We start from the raw sequence: 14,726 nt of genomic DNA on the forward strand, positions 1-14,726 counted from the left end.
ATTTCTCCCCATCATTTCCAGTGCATCATAAGAGGACATATTTATGCGCAGAGTCAGACCGAATACTTCCGTTCTTCTCTTAACTTTAATGGTCGCCGGTTGTGCTAGCGAGCCAGCCGCCCCGACAAAGCAGGCGGACAAAATTCTGTCCGGTGAGCAAATGTTGCGGGATAGTCAGGGCATTGCGCAGTTGGGCAGCCGTTGGCAGGAAGGTAAGCAAATGGTCGAACGCGGACAAGTGATGCAACGTGAAGGTCAGATAAAGATCGACGAAGGGCGCAATCTGGTCGAGGAAGGCCAAAAAATCATGCGCGAGAGTGAAGAAGGTTATAAAAACATAAAACAGTAAGACAATCCGCATGCAGTTGCCGGATCGTTTGTAAAGTATATGCAGATGATAGTGTTTTTCAGTCCGGTGGCTGTTGGCGTTAAAAAGCTTTAGCTACCGGCCTGATGGGATTACGCTGCGTTGCTGTCGTGGACTTTTGGGTTTTGCGGAACCAAGGTCAAGACGGGTTTAGATATTTTAATGCTGGAGTTGTGGATAGCCCTGCATTCCAGCTGCGTGTTGTAGCAAAAAGCGCATAGCGACGTATTTGGCAAAAACTGCAACTCGTCCGGAGGAATTTCATCCCCGCACCTTGAGCAAAAGCTTAACTGCGTTGCCTTTGGTTTCATGTTCCCCCCTCTTTCTCGTAAAAATCGTTGCTGAGGATAAACGGAATATTTGTTGCCTTCTGTTGGAACGCCGGCATTTTTCAACACTCCGCTGTTAGGGCAATGTGATAAAGTCCAAAGTTCCTGAACTAACACCGGGAGACCGGCGCTAATCGGTGAGTACGACATAGTGCAAATATGCTAAATATCTAATGTGATTATCCAAGTAGTGACGATTCCGTAGCAAGCTTTTTTCGTTGGCGGGCGCAAGAATCTAAAAAATATGTCCACCCAAGTGCTGTAGGGGGATTATGCGTCGGAGTAAGCTGCTATGACAGGTGAGATGAATCAGGTGGGTAGCATCGAGGCCGCGCAGGGGCCGGTGGTCGATGTGCGTTGCGATTACCTGCCGCCGATAGGTCAGGCACTTGATGTGGTAAACGGCGCAGGCCGCTACGTGCTGGTCGTGTTTCAGCATCTGGAGCCGACGCTGATTCGGGCAATTGCCTTGCATTCAGTCTCGGGGCTATTTCGCGGCATGCCGGTGTTTGACCGTGGCGACGCTCTGAATGTGCCGGTCGATCCCAGTTGTTTGGGGCGGATGCTGAATGTGTTCGGCGATCCGCTCGATGGTGGCCAGCCATTACCTAATGGCGTTTTCCGCAATATCCTCTCTGCGCCACCCTTACTCTCCGATACTCTCCCCGCCTCGCAAATCTTGGAAACCGGCATCAAGGTTATCGACCTGCTTTGTCCGTTCGTGCGCGGTGGGAAAACTGGCTTGTTCGGCGGAGCCGGTGTTGGCAAGACAGTGCTGATGATGGAGTTCATGCATGCGGTCAGCGTGACGATGCAAGGCGTATCGGTTTATGCAGGCGTCGGCGAACGCATGCGCGAAGGCCACGAACTCTGGCATGAAATGGCCGATGCCGGCGTATTACCCAAAGCACTGCTGGTCTACGGGCAAATGGACGAGTCGCCCGGCGTGCGCTTTCATGTCGGTTACACCGCCTTGGCGTATGCCGAGTATTTGCGCGATACCCTGGATACCGAAGTATTGTTTCTGATGGACAATATTTTTCGATTCGTACAGGCTGGGAGCGAAATTTCTGGCTTACTTGGCCGCATGCCGGCTACGGTCGGTTATCAGCCGACTTTGCTGACCGAAGTCGCGTCGCTGGAAGAACGCATCGTCTCTACCAAATCCGGCTCCATCACTTCGGTGCAGGCTGTCTATGTACCTGCCGACGACATGTCCGACCCGGCGGTGGCCACCATCCTGGGTCATCTGGATAGCGTGGTGATTCTGTCCCGGCAACAGGCCGCCAAAGGGATTTATCCGGCCATAGACCCCTTGCGATCCAGCAGCCGAATCATGGATCACCATATCCTTGGCGACCGGCACTATCAGGTGGCTCGTGCCGTCCGCGAGCATTTGTCGCGCTATCGGGAGTTGGAAGATATTATCGCCATGCTCGGTATCGAAGAGCTCTCGCAGGAAGACCGGCGTATCGTCGAACGAGCGCGCCGCTTGCAACGCTATCTGACTCAACCGTTTACCACCGTAGCCGACCATACCGGCATGCCGGGCGTACGGGTGCCGCTGGCGCAAACCATCGCCGACTGCGAAGCGTTCATGGATGGCAAATACGACCAGCTCAGCGAAGCCGATTGCTATATGAAAGGCGCAATGCCGGCATGAACAGTTTCGGCTTAACTTTGCTGGATAGCCGTGGCGCTGAGCATTTCGATACCGTTACCCAGTTTGTCGGCGCCGATGCCGACGGTAGTTTCGGGATTTTGGCCGGACATATTCACTGCGTGGCCTTGCTTAGATACGGGTTGGCCCGTTTCAGCGATCAATCCGGCGTCTGGCATTATTTAGCTTTGCCCAGCGGTGTGCTGCGCTTTGCCGACAATCAACTTACTGTTACTACGGTACGCTATTTTCTCGGCGACGACCGCGATGCCATCTGCGAACGACTCGAGGCGGAAATGGCCCAGGCTGATTCCGAAGTGCACACCGCGCGGGCGACGCTGTCGGAAATCGAACGTTCTTTGGTGCGACGCTTAGCCGAGCTCAGTAGTCGCGGATCAGCGGGGATATAGCCATGGGTTTTCGGGACAAATTAATCGAACACACCCGCCGCGATCTGCGGCGCCTTGAAGATAAAACCCGCCGCCCGGCGACTTGGGTCGGCATGTTGTTTTATGGCGGCACGCTGGGTTTACTGTTTGTGGTACCTATCGTCGCCGGTGCGTATTTGGGGCGGTGGTTGGATACGTTGGCCGCCGGTTATTCGGTGCGCTGGACAGTCAGTTTGATCGTGTTGGGTATTGTGGTTGGTGCTTATAACGTTTTTCGATTTTTGCAGGAAAAAAGCTGATTTTTTTCGGATTTATTCTTCACGAAAATTCGAAATGAGCGCTATTATTTATTGAAAATACACGAGGAATATTTTATCTCTCCTCGGCTAGGCAAACTTTACCTCGATCAACGTTGCACCCAATAACCAGACCAAAATGAAACCACCCTTGCTGCGTTTAACTCTTCCCTTATTAATCTTGGTGTTGCTGAATGCTTGCACCAGCAGTTCGCCGGTAAAGCGAGAGAAAATGGCCTCGGTTAGACCAAATATCGTTCAACAACGACCGTCTTATCAACCGCAACCGGCCCCGTATAAACCAGCGTTTTATACGGGAACTTTCCCAAAACCCGCAGCATTGGAGCCGGCCGTGGATTTTTGGCGAAAAACCTATGCGGTCTGGCAACGTTCCGAAGTGGCTTTTCACGATGATCGTTATCTGGATGTCGTCTACGAAGTCATGACCTTGCCGGGCTATGTCGGGGAAGGCCTGACAACTGAGCAAAAAGACATGATTAGCCAGCGGCGAGAATACTGGAAGGCCCAGTTGGCCGAATTGGAAAGTAAAGTGCGTTACGGTGCGGCGTTGAACGCCAACGACAGACAGTTGATAGCCAAACTGGAAAGCAATGGCAGATCGTTAAATAGCGTATTGACTGGTCTTAGCGACAGGCTGCGTTCGCAACGCGGCACGCGTGAGCGCTTCAAACGCGGATTGGAGATCAGCGGCCGCTATGATTTGCAGTTTCGAAAAACCTTCCGCGATGCCGGTTTGCCGGAAGACTTGGCTTATCTGCCGCACGTAGAATCCTCGTTTCAACCGTCCGCCAAATCCTCCGCCGGCGCAGTCGGCATGTGGCAATTTACCAAAGCCGCTGCCAAAACCTTCATGCCCGGCGGTGATCGCGTCGATCAACGTTACGATCCTTTCGTCTCCGCCAACGGCGCGGCCCGTTACCTGAGTTACGCTTACGGCAAGCTTGGCGACTGGCCAGCGGCTGTGACCTCTTACAATCACGGTATCGGCGGTATGAAGCGTGCACAAAACCAAGTCGGCAGCGACTTCGTGCGCATCGTAGACACCTATGACGGTCCGGCCTTCGGTTTTGCCTCCCGCAACTACTATGCGCAATTCCTGGCCGCCCGCGAAATTGCTTCCAACCCCGAACAGTTTTTCCGGGAAGGCGTCCGTTACGAAAGTCCGTTGGCCCCCGGCCAATACCTGGCTGTCGAATAAGTTAACCTTACCGCTCCGGCCGCTTTCCGGACGGAGCGCAAACGCTCTCCCCACTGGGGCTATCGTAAGAGTCAAATGTAGCTTGGGCAGAGCGGAGCGAAACCCAACTAAATAAAAATGTTGGGTATCTAGGCTGGCTTTCGGCTATTCCCTTACGTTTATCGAGGTGCGGACATGAACAACTCAGAATCTGTTGCCACCACTGTTTTTCAACTCGGCCCACTGGCGATCAGTAACACGGTTGCGACTACTTGGGGCGTGATGCTGGGCTTTGTGCTGTTAACCCTGTTGTTGCGCTTCAGTCGTCAGCCATCCTCATTGCGAAATTTGCTCGAAGCGGTGGTCGTGGCGATAGAAGGCGCGATTGCCGAAGTCTTACCGGCGGCGTCGGTGCGGCGGGTGCTGCCGTTCGTGGCAAGTTTGTGGTTATTTGTGCTGGTCGCCAATCTGGTGGGTTTAATTCCGGAACTACATGCGCCCACCCGCGACTTGTCCGCCACCGCCGCATTGGCGGTGCTGGTGTTCGGTTCCACCCACTGGTTCGGGATTCGTGATCGCGGCTGGCGGCAACATTTTCGCCATTATGTTGAGCCCAGTGTCATCCTGTTACCGTTTCACATCATCAGCGAATTTACCCGCACCCTGGCTTTGGCCATCCGCCTCTTCGGCAACATCATGAGTCTGGAAATGGCGGCCTTGCTGGTACTGTTGATTGCCGGCTTCCTGGTGCCGGTGCCATTATTAATGCTGCATGTGATCGAAGCCGTGGTGCAGGCCTATATCTTTGGTATGCTGGCGCTAATCTACATCGCCGGTGCGTTGGAACCTACCGAATCCGATATATCCGCAATTCCCGAGGAATAGCCATGAACGACATTCATTTATTCAGCATGATTTCCACCGGCGTGGCCGGTCTGGTGATTGCCCTTGGTACGATGTTGCCGGCTTTGGCAATGGGTAAGGCCATCGCCGCCGCTTTGGAAGCCCTGGCTCGTCAGCCGGAAGCCGAAAAAACCATCACTCGTACCCTGTTTATCGGCTTGGCGATGATAGAGTCGTTGGCGATTTATTGTTTGGTGGTGGCCCTGATTGTGTTGTTTAGAAATCCGTTGCTTGAATATTTTTTAAAATAACTCACCTCGGATTGCCGTAGAGCGGTCCATTGGTTTACTTGGACTCTGTGCCCAGCCATTCGGCGAATTTGTCGAAAATAAACTTACTGCCGCGCATGGAAAGATGATCGTCGTCGTAAAAATAAGACATGTCGTCGTGCATGCCGCCGCAAGTCGATTCATCGCATAAATATTCGTATGCGGGGAAAATCTTAATCCGCTTGTGCGTGGCGGCATTGATAGAATCGACTGCTCTTCTGTAGTTGATATTGCGCTCTTCAAAAGACTTTCTGGAGACATCGCATTCGGGCAGCGCTCTTTCCGTAATTCGCAGCGGGCGCTCGTCCACACAGTTTTTAGCGCTTACACCAATCTCCGGTACGTCTTCAATAAAAACCACCGATTTGCCCAGCTTTAAAATCTCATTGATGGTTGCGACATAGCCGGAAACAAATTGATTGTAATTTTCCGCCAATACATCATCCGGGCTTTTAATAATCCGATAGACGTTTTTCGTTTCGGTATTGCCGAACCCGGAACCTTCTATGTACATCGCGCCTCTGGTGGCAAATGCCACGCGCTGAATTGACGGGAATTCCTTCAGCAGCTTCAGCACGATAGGAATGACTACCCGGCATCTTGTGGATTTCTCTGCAAATTCTTCCGTGGGATTAATGCTCACCAAATCGATAAACGGCAGGCAGCCATTGACAGCCACCAACGCCAGATCATTCGAGCCCTTGGAAATCGAATCGTAGACAAATTGCGCGGCGTGACTATCCCCGACCACCAGCGTTTTTGGCGTGGCGGTGGTAAAGCGGCACATCAAATAATTGTAACTGGCGCCCCCCAATACCGCCTTACAGCGCTCATCGACCCAGTCCTCCGGCGTGTTGTAGAGCACTGTGCCGTTCACGTCGGCATACATCTTGGTTTTGGTCTGTGCATCGGCTTTACGAAACTCCAGGCCATCCCGGGAATATGAAGCGTAGCCGACATAGCCGATACCGAGCATCAACAGCAGCAGTACCGCCGTCTTGGCTCTGCTGTGACTACCCAAACGTATCGGTTTTTCCACCAGTCTGTAGGTCAGCCAAGCCAATACCACGGCCAGCAACACCGCAATGGCGCGGATATTCATACTGGGCACTTCGGTCTCGATGATTTGCGCAAAAGACAGGAGGGGCCAGTGCCACAAATACAATGGAAAACTGATCAAGCCGAACCATACCGCTAGCGGGTGGGATAAGACGATGCGATTAACCCAGGCATTGGGTCCGGCCGATATGATCATGACCGCAGCCAACATCGGTATCACCGCCCAACGGCCAGGGAAATTGAAATCTTTATTGATGATGAAAAACCCGAAGGCCAACAGGAGTATGCCCAGAAAAGAAAGTGCGTTGGCAAGCGTCTTGCCGTCGGCGGCGTGAGAATTTCGATAAACTGCGCAAGCCAGCCAGCCGTCAAGCTTTAGCTTGACAGACGAAAATGAATCTTTCTTGTAGAGCGTCACCCAGGCCAGCAAACTACCGCATAACAGCTCCCAAAACCGGGTTTGCGGTGAGTAAAACGTCGCGACAGGATGAGCAATGATGCCTGTGATATTCAGGCAGAAAGAGACGATGGCGACCAGAATCGTGATGGTCAACAGATTGAAATTCCGCTCCCAGGCAAACCAAAGCAACAAGGGCCAGACGATGTAAAACTGTTCCTCAATGCCCAAACTCCACAAATGCAGCAGCGGTTTCGTCTCGCCGGAGTTGTCGAAATAGCCGGCCTCGCTCCACAGCACAATGTTGGAAACGAATCCGGCGCCGGCGGCAATATGCTTGCCCAGTTGCTTGTACTCATCGGCAAACAGCGCGAACCAACCGAAGGCGTAACAGGCAACTAATACCAGAATCAGTGCCGGGAAGATGCGTTTAACCCGGCGGGCGTAAAATTCGATGAAGCTGAAGGTGCCCTTTTCCAGGTTCTGAAAAATGATGGTCGATATCAGATAACCTGAAATCACAAAGAAGATGTCTACACCTATAAAACCGCCTTGCAAGCTCTTGGGAAAGGCGTGAAAGGCGATAACCGAGAGAACGGCAATGGCTCTCAAGCCGTCAATATCCGGACGATACTTGGGGTGTGACAGGTGTGCTTGCAAAGAGGTCATAGGGTAACGAAATGCTAAGTTGGTTCGGGCTTCCCGTCTTATCTGCCATGGCTTAGGTGGTCGGGCAGGCTCTAATCTGGAAAGTCGGGCCGTATTCTAAGCCGTAAGTATTCCAGCCTCAAGACGTGCCTAAACGGCAAACTACGTGGGGTAAATTTTCAGACATCAAAACCATTGCGGGGTTTAAGATAGCGGAGAAACTAATCGGCGGTATTTTCGTAACAACGCCGCAAAATCATATCCAACAAAACAGGTTACCCATCCATGATGCAATTCGACTGGACAACCTTTATCCTGGAAATCCTCAATTTCCTGGTCCTGGTATGGATACTGCAACGCTTCCTGTATCGCCCGGTGCTGGCAATGCTCGATGCCCGGCAGCAACGCATCAAAGATGAAACCGAGCAGGCCGCACAGTTGCGCAACGAAGCGGAAGCCCTGCGCCAACAATACGAGCAACGATTAGCCGATTGGAATCAACAACAAGAAACCAGTCGCCGCCAACTAGACGAAGAGTTAGCCCAGTTGCGCAATACCGCAACGGAGAATCTGAAACAAACCCTAGCGGACGAAGACGCCAAATTGCGGGTCCGCAACCAGACGCTGATTGCGGCACGGGAAGCGGCTTTGATTAGGGAAGCGGCGGGCGCGGCGTATGGACAAGCAGCGGCCATGTTACAACGGCTGGCATCGCCGCAATTGACGCAGCGTATTGTCGAGGTGTTTTTGCAGGATCTGTTGAATATGCCAGATAGCGAACAAGCCGCGCTGCGCAAAGCGGCGGCGATGTTGATTGCCGCTTCTGCGGTGGAGGTGCTTAGCGCGCATCCTTTGAGCGAAGCTGATCAAGCGCGAGTGACGGCAGCCTTATCGGGCGCTGCCGGACAAATCTTGCAATTCAGGTTCAAGGAAGACCCGGCCTTGATTGCCGGTCTGCGCGCCATAGTCGGCGAATGCCAATTGCACGCCAATCTGGCCGATGAGCTGGCGTTTTTCCGGCGCCAAGCCAATCATGGTTGAGTCGGTTAAACCCTATCAATTTGGCCTACGCCTATCCGAGCGCGGCTGCGTGGCCGGTATCGGCGACGGCATCGCCTGGATACGCGGCTTGCCGACGGCGCGGCTTGATGAGTTGATCGGTTTCGACGACGGCAGCACCGGCCTGGTGTTTCAGTTGGGCAAGGAGGTGTTGGGGGCGATTCTGTTGTCGCAAAACCGTGGCGTTACTGCCGGCATGGCGGTGCAACATATCGGTCGCAAGCTGGAAGTGGGCGTTGGCGATACTTTGTTGGGACGGGTGGTCGATCCGCTTGGCAGTCCGCTGGACGGATTGCCGCCGCCGGAATTGCGCCAGTTTCGCTCATTGGAAGCCGCCGCGCCGCCCATCATCGAGCGCGATTTCGTGTCCGAACCTTTATATACCGGTTGCAAGATCGTCGACACGCTGATTCCGATCGGCAAGGGCCAGCGGCAATTGATCATCGGCGACGACGGCATAGGCAAAAGCGCGCTGGCCTTGGATGCAGTGCTCAACCAACGCGGTCGCAATGTGTTGTGCGTGATAGTGTTGATCGGCCAGCCGCGTTCTTCCGTAGCCGGTACGATAGAAGCACTACGCCAGGCCGACGCGTTGGCCTATACCGTGGTGGTGGTTGCCGAAGCCAATGCCTTGCCGGGTTTTCGTTACCTGGCGCCGTTTGCCGGTTGCGCGATTGCCGAGCACTGGATGCGCATGGGCCGCGATACGCTGGTGGTCTACGACGATTTGACGCGCCACGCCCAGTCCTATCGCGAGCTATCGCTGTTACTGCAACGGCCGCCGGGCCGCGAAGCGTATCCTGGCGATATTTTTTATCTGCATTCCCGGCTGTTGGAGCGTTCCACCGTGTTGTCATCGGCATATGGCGGCGGCAGCATGACCGCCTTGCCCATCATCGAAACCCGCCAGGGCGAGTTGTCGGCGTACATTCCCACCAATCTGATTTCGATCACCGACGGCCAGATTTATCTGGAAAGCAAACTATTCGCGGCGGGTATGCTGCCGGCTATCGACATCGGCCGGTCGGTGTCGCGCATCGGCGGCAAGGCCCAGCATCCGGCCATCAAAACCGCTTCCGCGCATATTCGCTTGGACTATTTGCAATTTCTGGAACTGGAGCTTTTCGCCCGTTTCGGGACGCGTTTAGAAGCCGGGGTTGAGGAAAAACTGCAACGCGGCCGCTTACTGCGGGAAATATTGAAACAGGACCGCTTGCAACCTTTGTCCGAACGAGCACATCTGGCCTGGTTGCTGGCCTATGGCGAGGGTTTGCTGGAAAAACTCAAACCGGAACAGGCAGCCGGCGTCTTGGCAGCGCTACTTGTAAAACTGCCGGATACTTTGATGTTGGATTCACCTAAAAAGCAATGGTTATCAGTGTTGCGGCAATTATTGGCGGATAAAACATGAGTCAGCGCCGGGAAGTCGAGGCGCGACTGGCCTTGTTCGACGATTTGTCCGGCATTCTCGGCGCGATGCGCAGTTTTGCCTTGGCCGAACTGCGAAAAGTGGGTAAGCGCGAAGCCGCGCAACAACAAGTGGTGCAATCCCTGGAGACCGCCTTGGCCGATTTGGCCGACAGCTTGCCGGAGCCGGCTTTAAGCTCGCCCGCCAACGACATCTGGCTGTTGTTCGGTTCCGTGCGCGGCTTTTGCGGCAGCTTTAACGAAGACGTGATCCGCTATTGGCGAACAGAATCCACTCAGCAAGGCCCGCTGATTCTGGTTGGCGAACGCCTGCACCAAATGGTTGACGAGCGCGGCGCGCGGCAACGGCTGCGCGGTGCCGACGGCGGTTTGGATGCACCGGCAGCGATAGATAACATTCTGGCGGCGGTAGCCGAATTGCGCGCGGTCGAGTTTGGGTTGATAGCCTGCGTCCGAGACGAGCAGGGCGCGCGTAGCCAGCGTCTTTGGCCTCTGTCGAATGTTGCTGGCAACGCCAGGCAAAACCCGCCGCTGACTTTCGCGCCGCCGGCGGAAGTGGCCCAAGGCGTTGCCGAACATTATCTGTTTCACACCTTGCTGGCGTTATTGTTGCGCTCGATTCGGGTGGAAAACCACATGCGGCTGATGCAGATGGAAACCGCGTTGCGGCATCTGGAGCGCGGTGGCGAAGAACTACAACGGCAACGCAACCGGCTGCGTCAGGAAGAAATCGTTGAGGAAATTGAGCTGATGGTGGGGAGGCGTTAGGCAATTTGGCAGTAGCCTGCGTTTAGCCATTCAGTGCTTATTCCCGTTGCAGATCTTCCTGTTTGAAGTCTCGCCGCTTATGAATCACGCCATGGATATATACGGTTTCACCGATTATTTCGTAAAGTATCCGGTATGGATATATGCTGATTTCACGCACATTTTCTTCACCAATTTCGGAAACTGTCCGGCCCAGCTTGGGCATGGTCGCCAGTACATCCACTTTAGCAAGAATGTCTCGCGCCACCCGGTTTGCGTAGTGTTTGGAATCACGGGCTATAAATTGATGTATCGAGTGGAGGTCTTCGCGGGCGGGTTTTGACCAAACGATCACCATTGTTCGATTTCGCGCTTGAGCTCTTCGTGGTGAATGAATTGGCCTTCAACGATAGCGTCGCGGCTTTTACGTAACTTGTCGACGACGTAAAGCTGGTACATGATTTCGTCAATGTCTGCGTTGTCAGGCAAACGGTCAATCGATTCCAGCGCTTCCTGTTTTAGAGTGGGTGCTTGCATGAGTAGAGTCCCATTGATGACTGGGGTTACACGATAAGACGCAATCAATGGGACGTCAATACTTACGATATTTGCGTGGCGTTGAGGCGATTAACCCGCCAATAAAGCAAGCCTATAACCCATACTTCCGCCGCTTTCGCCAAAAAGTCGCCCGGCTCATCCCCGCATATTGCGCAGCCTGTTCCAGATTATCGGGGTTATTTTCCAAGGCTTCACGGATCAATTCCGCTTCGTTTTGACTTTTCGCACGCGGTGCAACGTGCTGGTCAATCGTTGCTATCGGTCTAAGCTGCTCGCGGAACTCGGGCGGCAAATCGCCTATGCTCAGCTCGCTGTCGCGGCCAACCGCATACGCGTATTCGACGACATTATTCAATTCCCGGACATTGCCCGGCCAGCGGTAATCCAGCAGCAGGCGCATCGCTTCCGGCGCGATGCTGTCGATATGCCGATGGCCTTGGGTGTTATGCCGGTCTATCAAATGTTGCAGCAACAGGCTGATGTCTTGGCGACGTTCGCGCAGCGGCGGTAGAAAGATCGGCACCACCCGTAAGCGATACATCAAATCCTCCCGAAACCTCCCGGCCTTGACCTCTTCGCGTAGCGATCTATGCGTGGCGGCGATAATCCGCACATCCACGCTGACGGCGCTGTCGCCGCCCACCGGGATGAAGTTGCGTTCTTGTATCACGCGTAAGAGCTTGGCTTGCAGTTCCAGTGGCAGCTCCGCTATCTCGTCTAAAAACAGCGTGCCGCCGTTGGCGCGTTGAAACAGGCCGGCATGGTTGCGCACCGCGCCGGTGAACGCGCCTTTCACATGGCCGAACAACTCGCTTTCCAACAGGCTGGGGGTTAAGGCCGCGCAGTTGATGGCCAGAAACGGTTGATAGTGACGAGGGCTTTCCAGGTGCAGTGCATGCGCCACCATCTCCTTGCCGGTGCCGGATTCGCCGCGGATCAACACAGTGGCTTCGGTTTCGGCGACGTTGCGAATAATTTTGATGGCCTCCTTCATCGCCGGGTCGCGCGACAGAATGCCGTGAAAGCTGTCGCTGTCGTCCGGTTTTTGTTTTGGGCTTGTGTCGCTTGGTTGCAGAAATTCTATCGCCCCGGCGAAGCCGCCGTTGCTGTCGTAGAAGGCGCGGGCGGTTCGATAACAATTCAACGTTCGGCCATCCGGGCGATGTATCCGCACTGCTTGCGACTTGACGATGCCAAGTTCGGCCAGATTGCAGGGGTCGTTGTCGCTATCGCAATTCAGCGCGGTTTTGCAAGGTTTGCCGATGGCCTCGGTCGCGCTCAAGCCGAACAATTGTTCTGCGCCTTTGCTCCACAGCAAGATGTCGCTATTGCTGTCCACTATAAAGGCCGCGCCGCTTTCGAATAAGTCGGTCAACACTTCCACGACTTGATCGGCGCCGATTTGGCCGAGCCAACGTTTGAATAGGGGCGAGGAAGATGCCATGCGCAGAATCTCGTGTTGTTTCAGTGATGTTTCAAGTGTATCAGTATTGTTTCAGTATTTCATATTGAAACGCCATCTATGGCCGTTACGAGGCCACTTTATAGAATCTATCGACTTATCAACCTAATCGGTGAAAAATAAAATATTCAGTTAAAACAAAGGTGTATCCGTATTTAGCCCATATTCTGCAAAGCTAATTTTATAAATAGTGCGGAGATTAATATTGCGGATAAGCTGGCACGAGTATTGATATATAAACGCTATATTCTTCTTATTTTGCGATAAACGAGGCTGGTCATGATTTTCAGACAACTCTTCGAAACAGAAACCTCTACCTACAGTTATTTGTTGGGCTGTGAACGTAGCCGTCGCGCCTGCCTGATCGATCCGGTCGCTTCAGAGCTGCCGATTTATATCGATTTACTGCAAAGCTTGGATCTAAAACTGATTTATACCCTGGAAACTCATGTGCACGCCGATCACATCACCGGCGCCGGTCTGTTGCGGGAAAAACTCGGCAGCAAGAGCGTGGTGCATCGGGATGCCGGCGCGCTCTGCGCGGATTTGCTGGTCACCGACGGCGTGTTACTGCAAGTTGGCGATTTGGATATTCAGGTACGGCATACCCCCGGCCATACCGGCGGTTGCGTCAGTTATGTGATGGCCGACCGGGTGTTTACCGGCGATGCCTTGTTGATCGGCGGCAGCGGTCGCACCGACTTCCAGCAAGGTGATGCGGGCCAGCTTTACGACAGTATCACCGGCAAATTATTTACTTTACCGGCTGATACGCTGGTTTATCCCGGACATGATTACCAAGGCAATACCGTGTCTACCATCAAACAGGAAATGGCTAAAAACTCCCGCATTGGTCAAGGCCGCACGCGTGCCGAGTTCATAGCGATCATGAGCGAATTGAAGTTGGCGTATCCCAAGTTTATCGATCAGGCGCTGCCGGCCAATCAGTCCTGTGGGACGCTGGCCGAGTAGGCGGAGTTAGCCGATGATCCTAACGCTGATCTTGGCAATCTGTATCGGCCTGCTGCTGGGCTTGTTGGGCGGCGGCGGCTCGATTTTGACGGTGCCGATGCTGGTATACGTGTTGGATGTGCCGCCCAAGACCGCCATCGTCACCTCGTTTGTAGTGGTGGGCGTATCCAGCCTGATGGCGTTAATTCCACATGCGCGGCGCGGCCACGTCTGCTGGAAAAGCGCGCTGGTATTTGGTTTGGCCGGCATGCTAGGCGCATTTGGCGGCGGTCGCTTGGCCGGGCATTTTTCCGGAGAATGGCTAATGGTGTTTTTTGGGACGATTACCTTGTTGACCGGTTTGGCGATGATCTTCAAGAAAGCGCCTAGCGAGACAACTATTGAGCAGGCATTACCAATGTGTCCCTTACAGACACCGATATTGCGCTTGTTATTTGATGGGGTTTTGGTCGGCGCTTTGACCGGATTAGTGGGGGTCGGCGGCGGGTTTTTGATCGTGCCTGCATTGACCTTGTTGGTGGGCTTGCCGATGCCGGCGGCGATCGGTACGTCCTTACTGGTTATCGTGATGAACGCCACCGCCGGCTTGAGCGGTTATGCCAATCACGCTCAGCTGGATATCGAGTTGATGATACTGGTCACCGCCGGTGCGGTATGCGGCAGTTTTCTGGGCGGCTGGTTATCCAATTTTATTAGTGCGGCAGTGTTACGGCGAGGGTTTGGTTGGTTCGTGATGGTGGTGGCGGTTTACGTGTTGTTTAACGCCTTGAGTTGGCAGCTGCTGGCATCGGTAGCGGTGTGGCAGGATGACGAACTTGCCTGGCGACGGGTGTTGGCCGGCTTAGCCGCCGTCTTGGCACTAGGTCTAATCGGCAATCGTATTCATAGCCGTAAACCGCATATAGAAGCGGTGCCAATGCAGCCTCGGCAGCACCTATAAATTAGGCTAGACTAATATTGACGGTTGTGTTAGACCGTCACTTTC

17 protein-coding genes are annotated in these 14,726 nt (G+C 53.9%); 12 read left to right on the forward strand and 5 right to left on the reverse strand.

Translation table 11 applies throughout. The features are described 5' to 3' along the window. Window positions 1-43: 43 nt before the first annotated feature. Complete coding sequence (locus A1332_RS18185; protein ID WP_064009850.1) at window positions 44-349, forward strand: hypothetical protein; 306 nt, start codon at window positions 44-46, stop codon at window positions 347-349. Between the two features lie 110 nt (window positions 350-459). On the opposite strand, the gene A1332_RS26565 is transcribed toward A1332_RS18185, so the two are convergent. Further along, window positions 460-846, reverse strand: coding sequence for a TraR/DksA C4-type zinc finger protein (locus tag A1332_RS26565; RefSeq protein WP_419865999.1), 387 nt, complete (start codon window positions 844-846; stop codon window positions 460-462). Window positions 847-988: 142 nt separating this feature from the next. On the opposite strand from A1332_RS26565, the gene atpD reads away from it, so the two are divergent. The 6 genes from atpD to A1332_RS18215 all read left to right on the forward strand — a co-directional run bounded on the left by atpD (window position 989) and on the right by A1332_RS18215 (window position 5,393). Continuing rightward, window positions 989-2,359 (forward strand): F0F1 ATP synthase subunit beta, encoded by a 1,371-nt coding sequence (atpD, locus tag A1332_RS18190; protein WP_231890354.1) that lies wholly within the window; start codon window positions 989-991, stop codon window positions 2,357-2,359. After that, window positions 2,356-2,766: a F0F1 ATP synthase subunit epsilon gene (locus tag A1332_RS18195; RefSeq protein WP_064009852.1), complete on the forward strand. Its 411-nt coding sequence runs from the start codon at window positions 2,356-2,358 to the stop codon at window positions 2,764-2,766. Before atpD ends, A1332_RS18195 begins: the two co-directional genes overlap by 4 nt. Window positions 2,767-2,768: 2 nt before the next feature. Further along, on the forward strand, window positions 2,769-3,044 hold the full coding sequence (locus A1332_RS18200) for an AtpZ/AtpI family protein (RefSeq protein ID WP_064009853.1): 276 nt from the start codon (window positions 2,769-2,771) through the stop codon (window positions 3,042-3,044). A 136-nt stretch (window positions 3,045-3,180) separates the two neighbouring features. Then, a complete protein-coding gene (locus A1332_RS18205) occupies window positions 3,181-4,260 on the forward strand; it encodes a lytic transglycosylase domain-containing protein (RefSeq protein WP_231890355.1) in 1,080 nt (359 codons plus the stop codon). A gap of 174 nt (window positions 4,261-4,434) precedes the next feature. Further along, complete coding sequence (locus tag A1332_RS18210) at window positions 4,435-5,124, forward strand: F0F1 ATP synthase subunit A (protein WP_064009854.1); 690 nt, start codon at window positions 4,435-4,437, stop codon at window positions 5,122-5,124. A gap of 2 nt (window positions 5,125-5,126) precedes the next feature. Beyond that, window positions 5,127-5,393 carry a F0F1 ATP synthase subunit C gene (locus A1332_RS18215; RefSeq protein ID WP_020483596.1) on the forward strand — a complete coding sequence of 89 codons (267 nt, stop codon included), beginning with the start codon at window positions 5,127-5,129 and terminating at the stop codon, window positions 5,391-5,393. A gap of 34 nt (window positions 5,394-5,427) precedes the next feature. Here the strand turns inward: A1332_RS18215 and A1332_RS18220 are convergent, their stop codons facing one another. Next, complete coding sequence (locus tag A1332_RS18220) at window positions 5,428-7,536, reverse strand: acyltransferase family protein (protein WP_064009855.1); 2,109 nt, start codon at window positions 7,534-7,536, stop codon at window positions 5,428-5,430. Window positions 7,537-7,800: 264 nt separating this feature from the next. Between A1332_RS18220 and A1332_RS18225 the strand changes: the two genes are divergently transcribed. The 3 genes from A1332_RS18225 to A1332_RS18235 are packed head-to-tail and all read left to right on the forward strand — an operon-like array spanning window position 7,801 to window position 10,770. Further along, the gene (locus A1332_RS18225) at window positions 7,801-8,556 is read left to right on the forward strand and encodes a F0F1 ATP synthase subunit delta (protein WP_082879768.1); all 756 of its coding nucleotides are present in this window, start codon (window positions 7,801-7,803) and stop codon (window positions 8,554-8,556) included. Then, window positions 8,516-9,985 carry a F0F1 ATP synthase subunit alpha gene (locus A1332_RS18230; RefSeq protein WP_064009856.1) on the forward strand — a complete coding sequence of 490 codons (1,470 nt, stop codon included), beginning with the start codon at window positions 8,516-8,518 and terminating at the stop codon, window positions 9,983-9,985. Before A1332_RS18225 ends, A1332_RS18230 begins: the two co-directional genes overlap by 41 nt. Then, complete coding sequence (locus A1332_RS18235; RefSeq protein WP_064009857.1) at window positions 9,982-10,770, forward strand: F0F1 ATP synthase subunit gamma; 789 nt, start codon at window positions 9,982-9,984, stop codon at window positions 10,768-10,770. Before A1332_RS18230 ends, A1332_RS18235 begins: the two co-directional genes overlap by 4 nt. 37 nt (window positions 10,771-10,807) lie before the next feature. Here the strand turns inward: A1332_RS18235 and A1332_RS18240 are convergent, their stop codons facing one another. The 3 genes from A1332_RS18240 to A1332_RS18250 all read right to left on the reverse strand — a co-directional run bounded on the left by A1332_RS18240 (window position 10,808) and on the right by A1332_RS18250 (window position 12,751). Continuing rightward, complete coding sequence (locus A1332_RS18240) at window positions 10,808-11,107, reverse strand: type II toxin-antitoxin system RelE/ParE family toxin (RefSeq protein ID WP_082879769.1); 300 nt, start codon at window positions 11,105-11,107, stop codon at window positions 10,808-10,810. Continuing rightward, window positions 11,101-11,286: a hypothetical protein gene (locus A1332_RS18245; protein ID WP_064009858.1), complete on the reverse strand. Its 186-nt coding sequence runs from the start codon at window positions 11,284-11,286 to the stop codon at window positions 11,101-11,103. Before A1332_RS18245 ends, A1332_RS18240 begins: the two co-directional genes overlap by 7 nt. A 112-nt stretch (window positions 11,287-11,398) precedes the next feature. Beyond that, entirely contained in the window at window positions 11,399-12,751 is a 1,353-nt protein-coding gene (locus A1332_RS18250) for a sigma-54 interaction domain-containing protein (protein WP_064009859.1), read from the reverse strand. A 297-nt stretch (window positions 12,752-13,048) separates the two neighbouring features. Here A1332_RS18250 and A1332_RS18255 point away from each other — a divergent pair, with 297 nt between their 5' ends. Continuing rightward, the gene (locus A1332_RS18255) at window positions 13,049-13,741 is read left to right on the forward strand and encodes an MBL fold metallo-hydrolase (RefSeq protein WP_064009860.1); all 693 of its coding nucleotides are present in this window, start codon (window positions 13,049-13,051) and stop codon (window positions 13,739-13,741) included. Window positions 13,742-13,754: 13 nt separating this feature from the next. After that, window positions 13,755-14,681 carry a sulfite exporter TauE/SafE family protein gene (locus A1332_RS18260; protein WP_064009861.1) on the forward strand — a complete coding sequence of 309 codons (927 nt, stop codon included), beginning with the start codon at window positions 13,755-13,757 and terminating at the stop codon, window positions 14,679-14,681. Window positions 14,682-14,726: the final 45 nt, after the last annotated feature.

It is taken from the genome of Methylomonas methanica (genome assembly GCF_001644035.1).
In the GTDB taxonomy this organism is placed as follows: Bacteria; Pseudomonadota; Gammaproteobacteria; order Methylococcales; family Methylomonadaceae; genus Methylomonas; species Methylomonas methanica_A.

Coding starts and splice junctions, on each gene's coding strand:
- A1332_RS18250 (WP_064009859.1), bottom strand. CDS start 12,751: ATGGCATCTTCCTCGCCCCTATTCAAACGTTGGCTCGGCCAAATCGGC.
- A1332_RS18185 (WP_064009850.1), top strand. CDS start 44: ATGCGCAGAGTCAGACCGAATACTTCCGTTCTTCTCTTAACTTTAATG.
- A1332_RS18255 (WP_064009860.1), top strand. CDS start 13,049: ATGATTTTCAGACAACTCTTCGAAACAGAAACCTCTACCTACAGTTAT.
- A1332_RS26565 (WP_419865999.1), bottom strand. CDS start 846: ATGTCGTACTCACCGATTAGCGCCGGTCTCCCGGTGTTAGTTCAGGAA.
- A1332_RS18215 (WP_020483596.1), top strand. CDS start 5,127: ATGAACGACATTCATTTATTCAGCATGATTTCCACCGGCGTGGCCGGT.
- A1332_RS18230 (WP_064009856.1), top strand. CDS start 8,516: ATGAGCTGGCGTTTTTCCGGCGCCAAGCCAATCATGGTTGAGTCGGTT.
- A1332_RS18200 (WP_064009853.1), top strand. CDS start 2,769: ATGGGTTTTCGGGACAAATTAATCGAACACACCCGCCGCGATCTGCGG.
- A1332_RS18260 (WP_064009861.1), top strand. CDS start 13,755: ATGATCCTAACGCTGATCTTGGCAATCTGTATCGGCCTGCTGCTGGGC.
- A1332_RS18220 (WP_064009855.1), bottom strand. CDS start 7,536: ATGACCTCTTTGCAAGCACACCTGTCACACCCCAAGTATCGTCCGGAT.
- A1332_RS18225 (WP_082879768.1), top strand. CDS start 7,801: ATGATGCAATTCGACTGGACAACCTTTATCCTGGAAATCCTCAATTTC.
- A1332_RS18210 (WP_064009854.1), top strand. CDS start 4,435: ATGAACAACTCAGAATCTGTTGCCACCACTGTTTTTCAACTCGGCCCA.
- A1332_RS18205 (WP_231890355.1), top strand. CDS start 3,181: ATGAAACCACCCTTGCTGCGTTTAACTCTTCCCTTATTAATCTTGGTG.
- A1332_RS18240 (WP_082879769.1), bottom strand. CDS start 11,107: ATGGTGATCGTTTGGTCAAAACCCGCCCGCGAAGACCTCCACTCGATA.
- atpD (WP_231890354.1), top strand. CDS start 989: ATGACAGGTGAGATGAATCAGGTGGGTAGCATCGAGGCCGCGCAGGGG.
- A1332_RS18245 (WP_064009858.1), bottom strand. CDS start 11,286: ATGCAAGCACCCACTCTAAAACAGGAAGCGCTGGAATCGATTGACCGT.
- A1332_RS18195 (WP_064009852.1), top strand. CDS start 2,356: ATGAACAGTTTCGGCTTAACTTTGCTGGATAGCCGTGGCGCTGAGCAT.
- A1332_RS18235 (WP_064009857.1), top strand. CDS start 9,982: ATGAGTCAGCGCCGGGAAGTCGAGGCGCGACTGGCCTTGTTCGACGAT.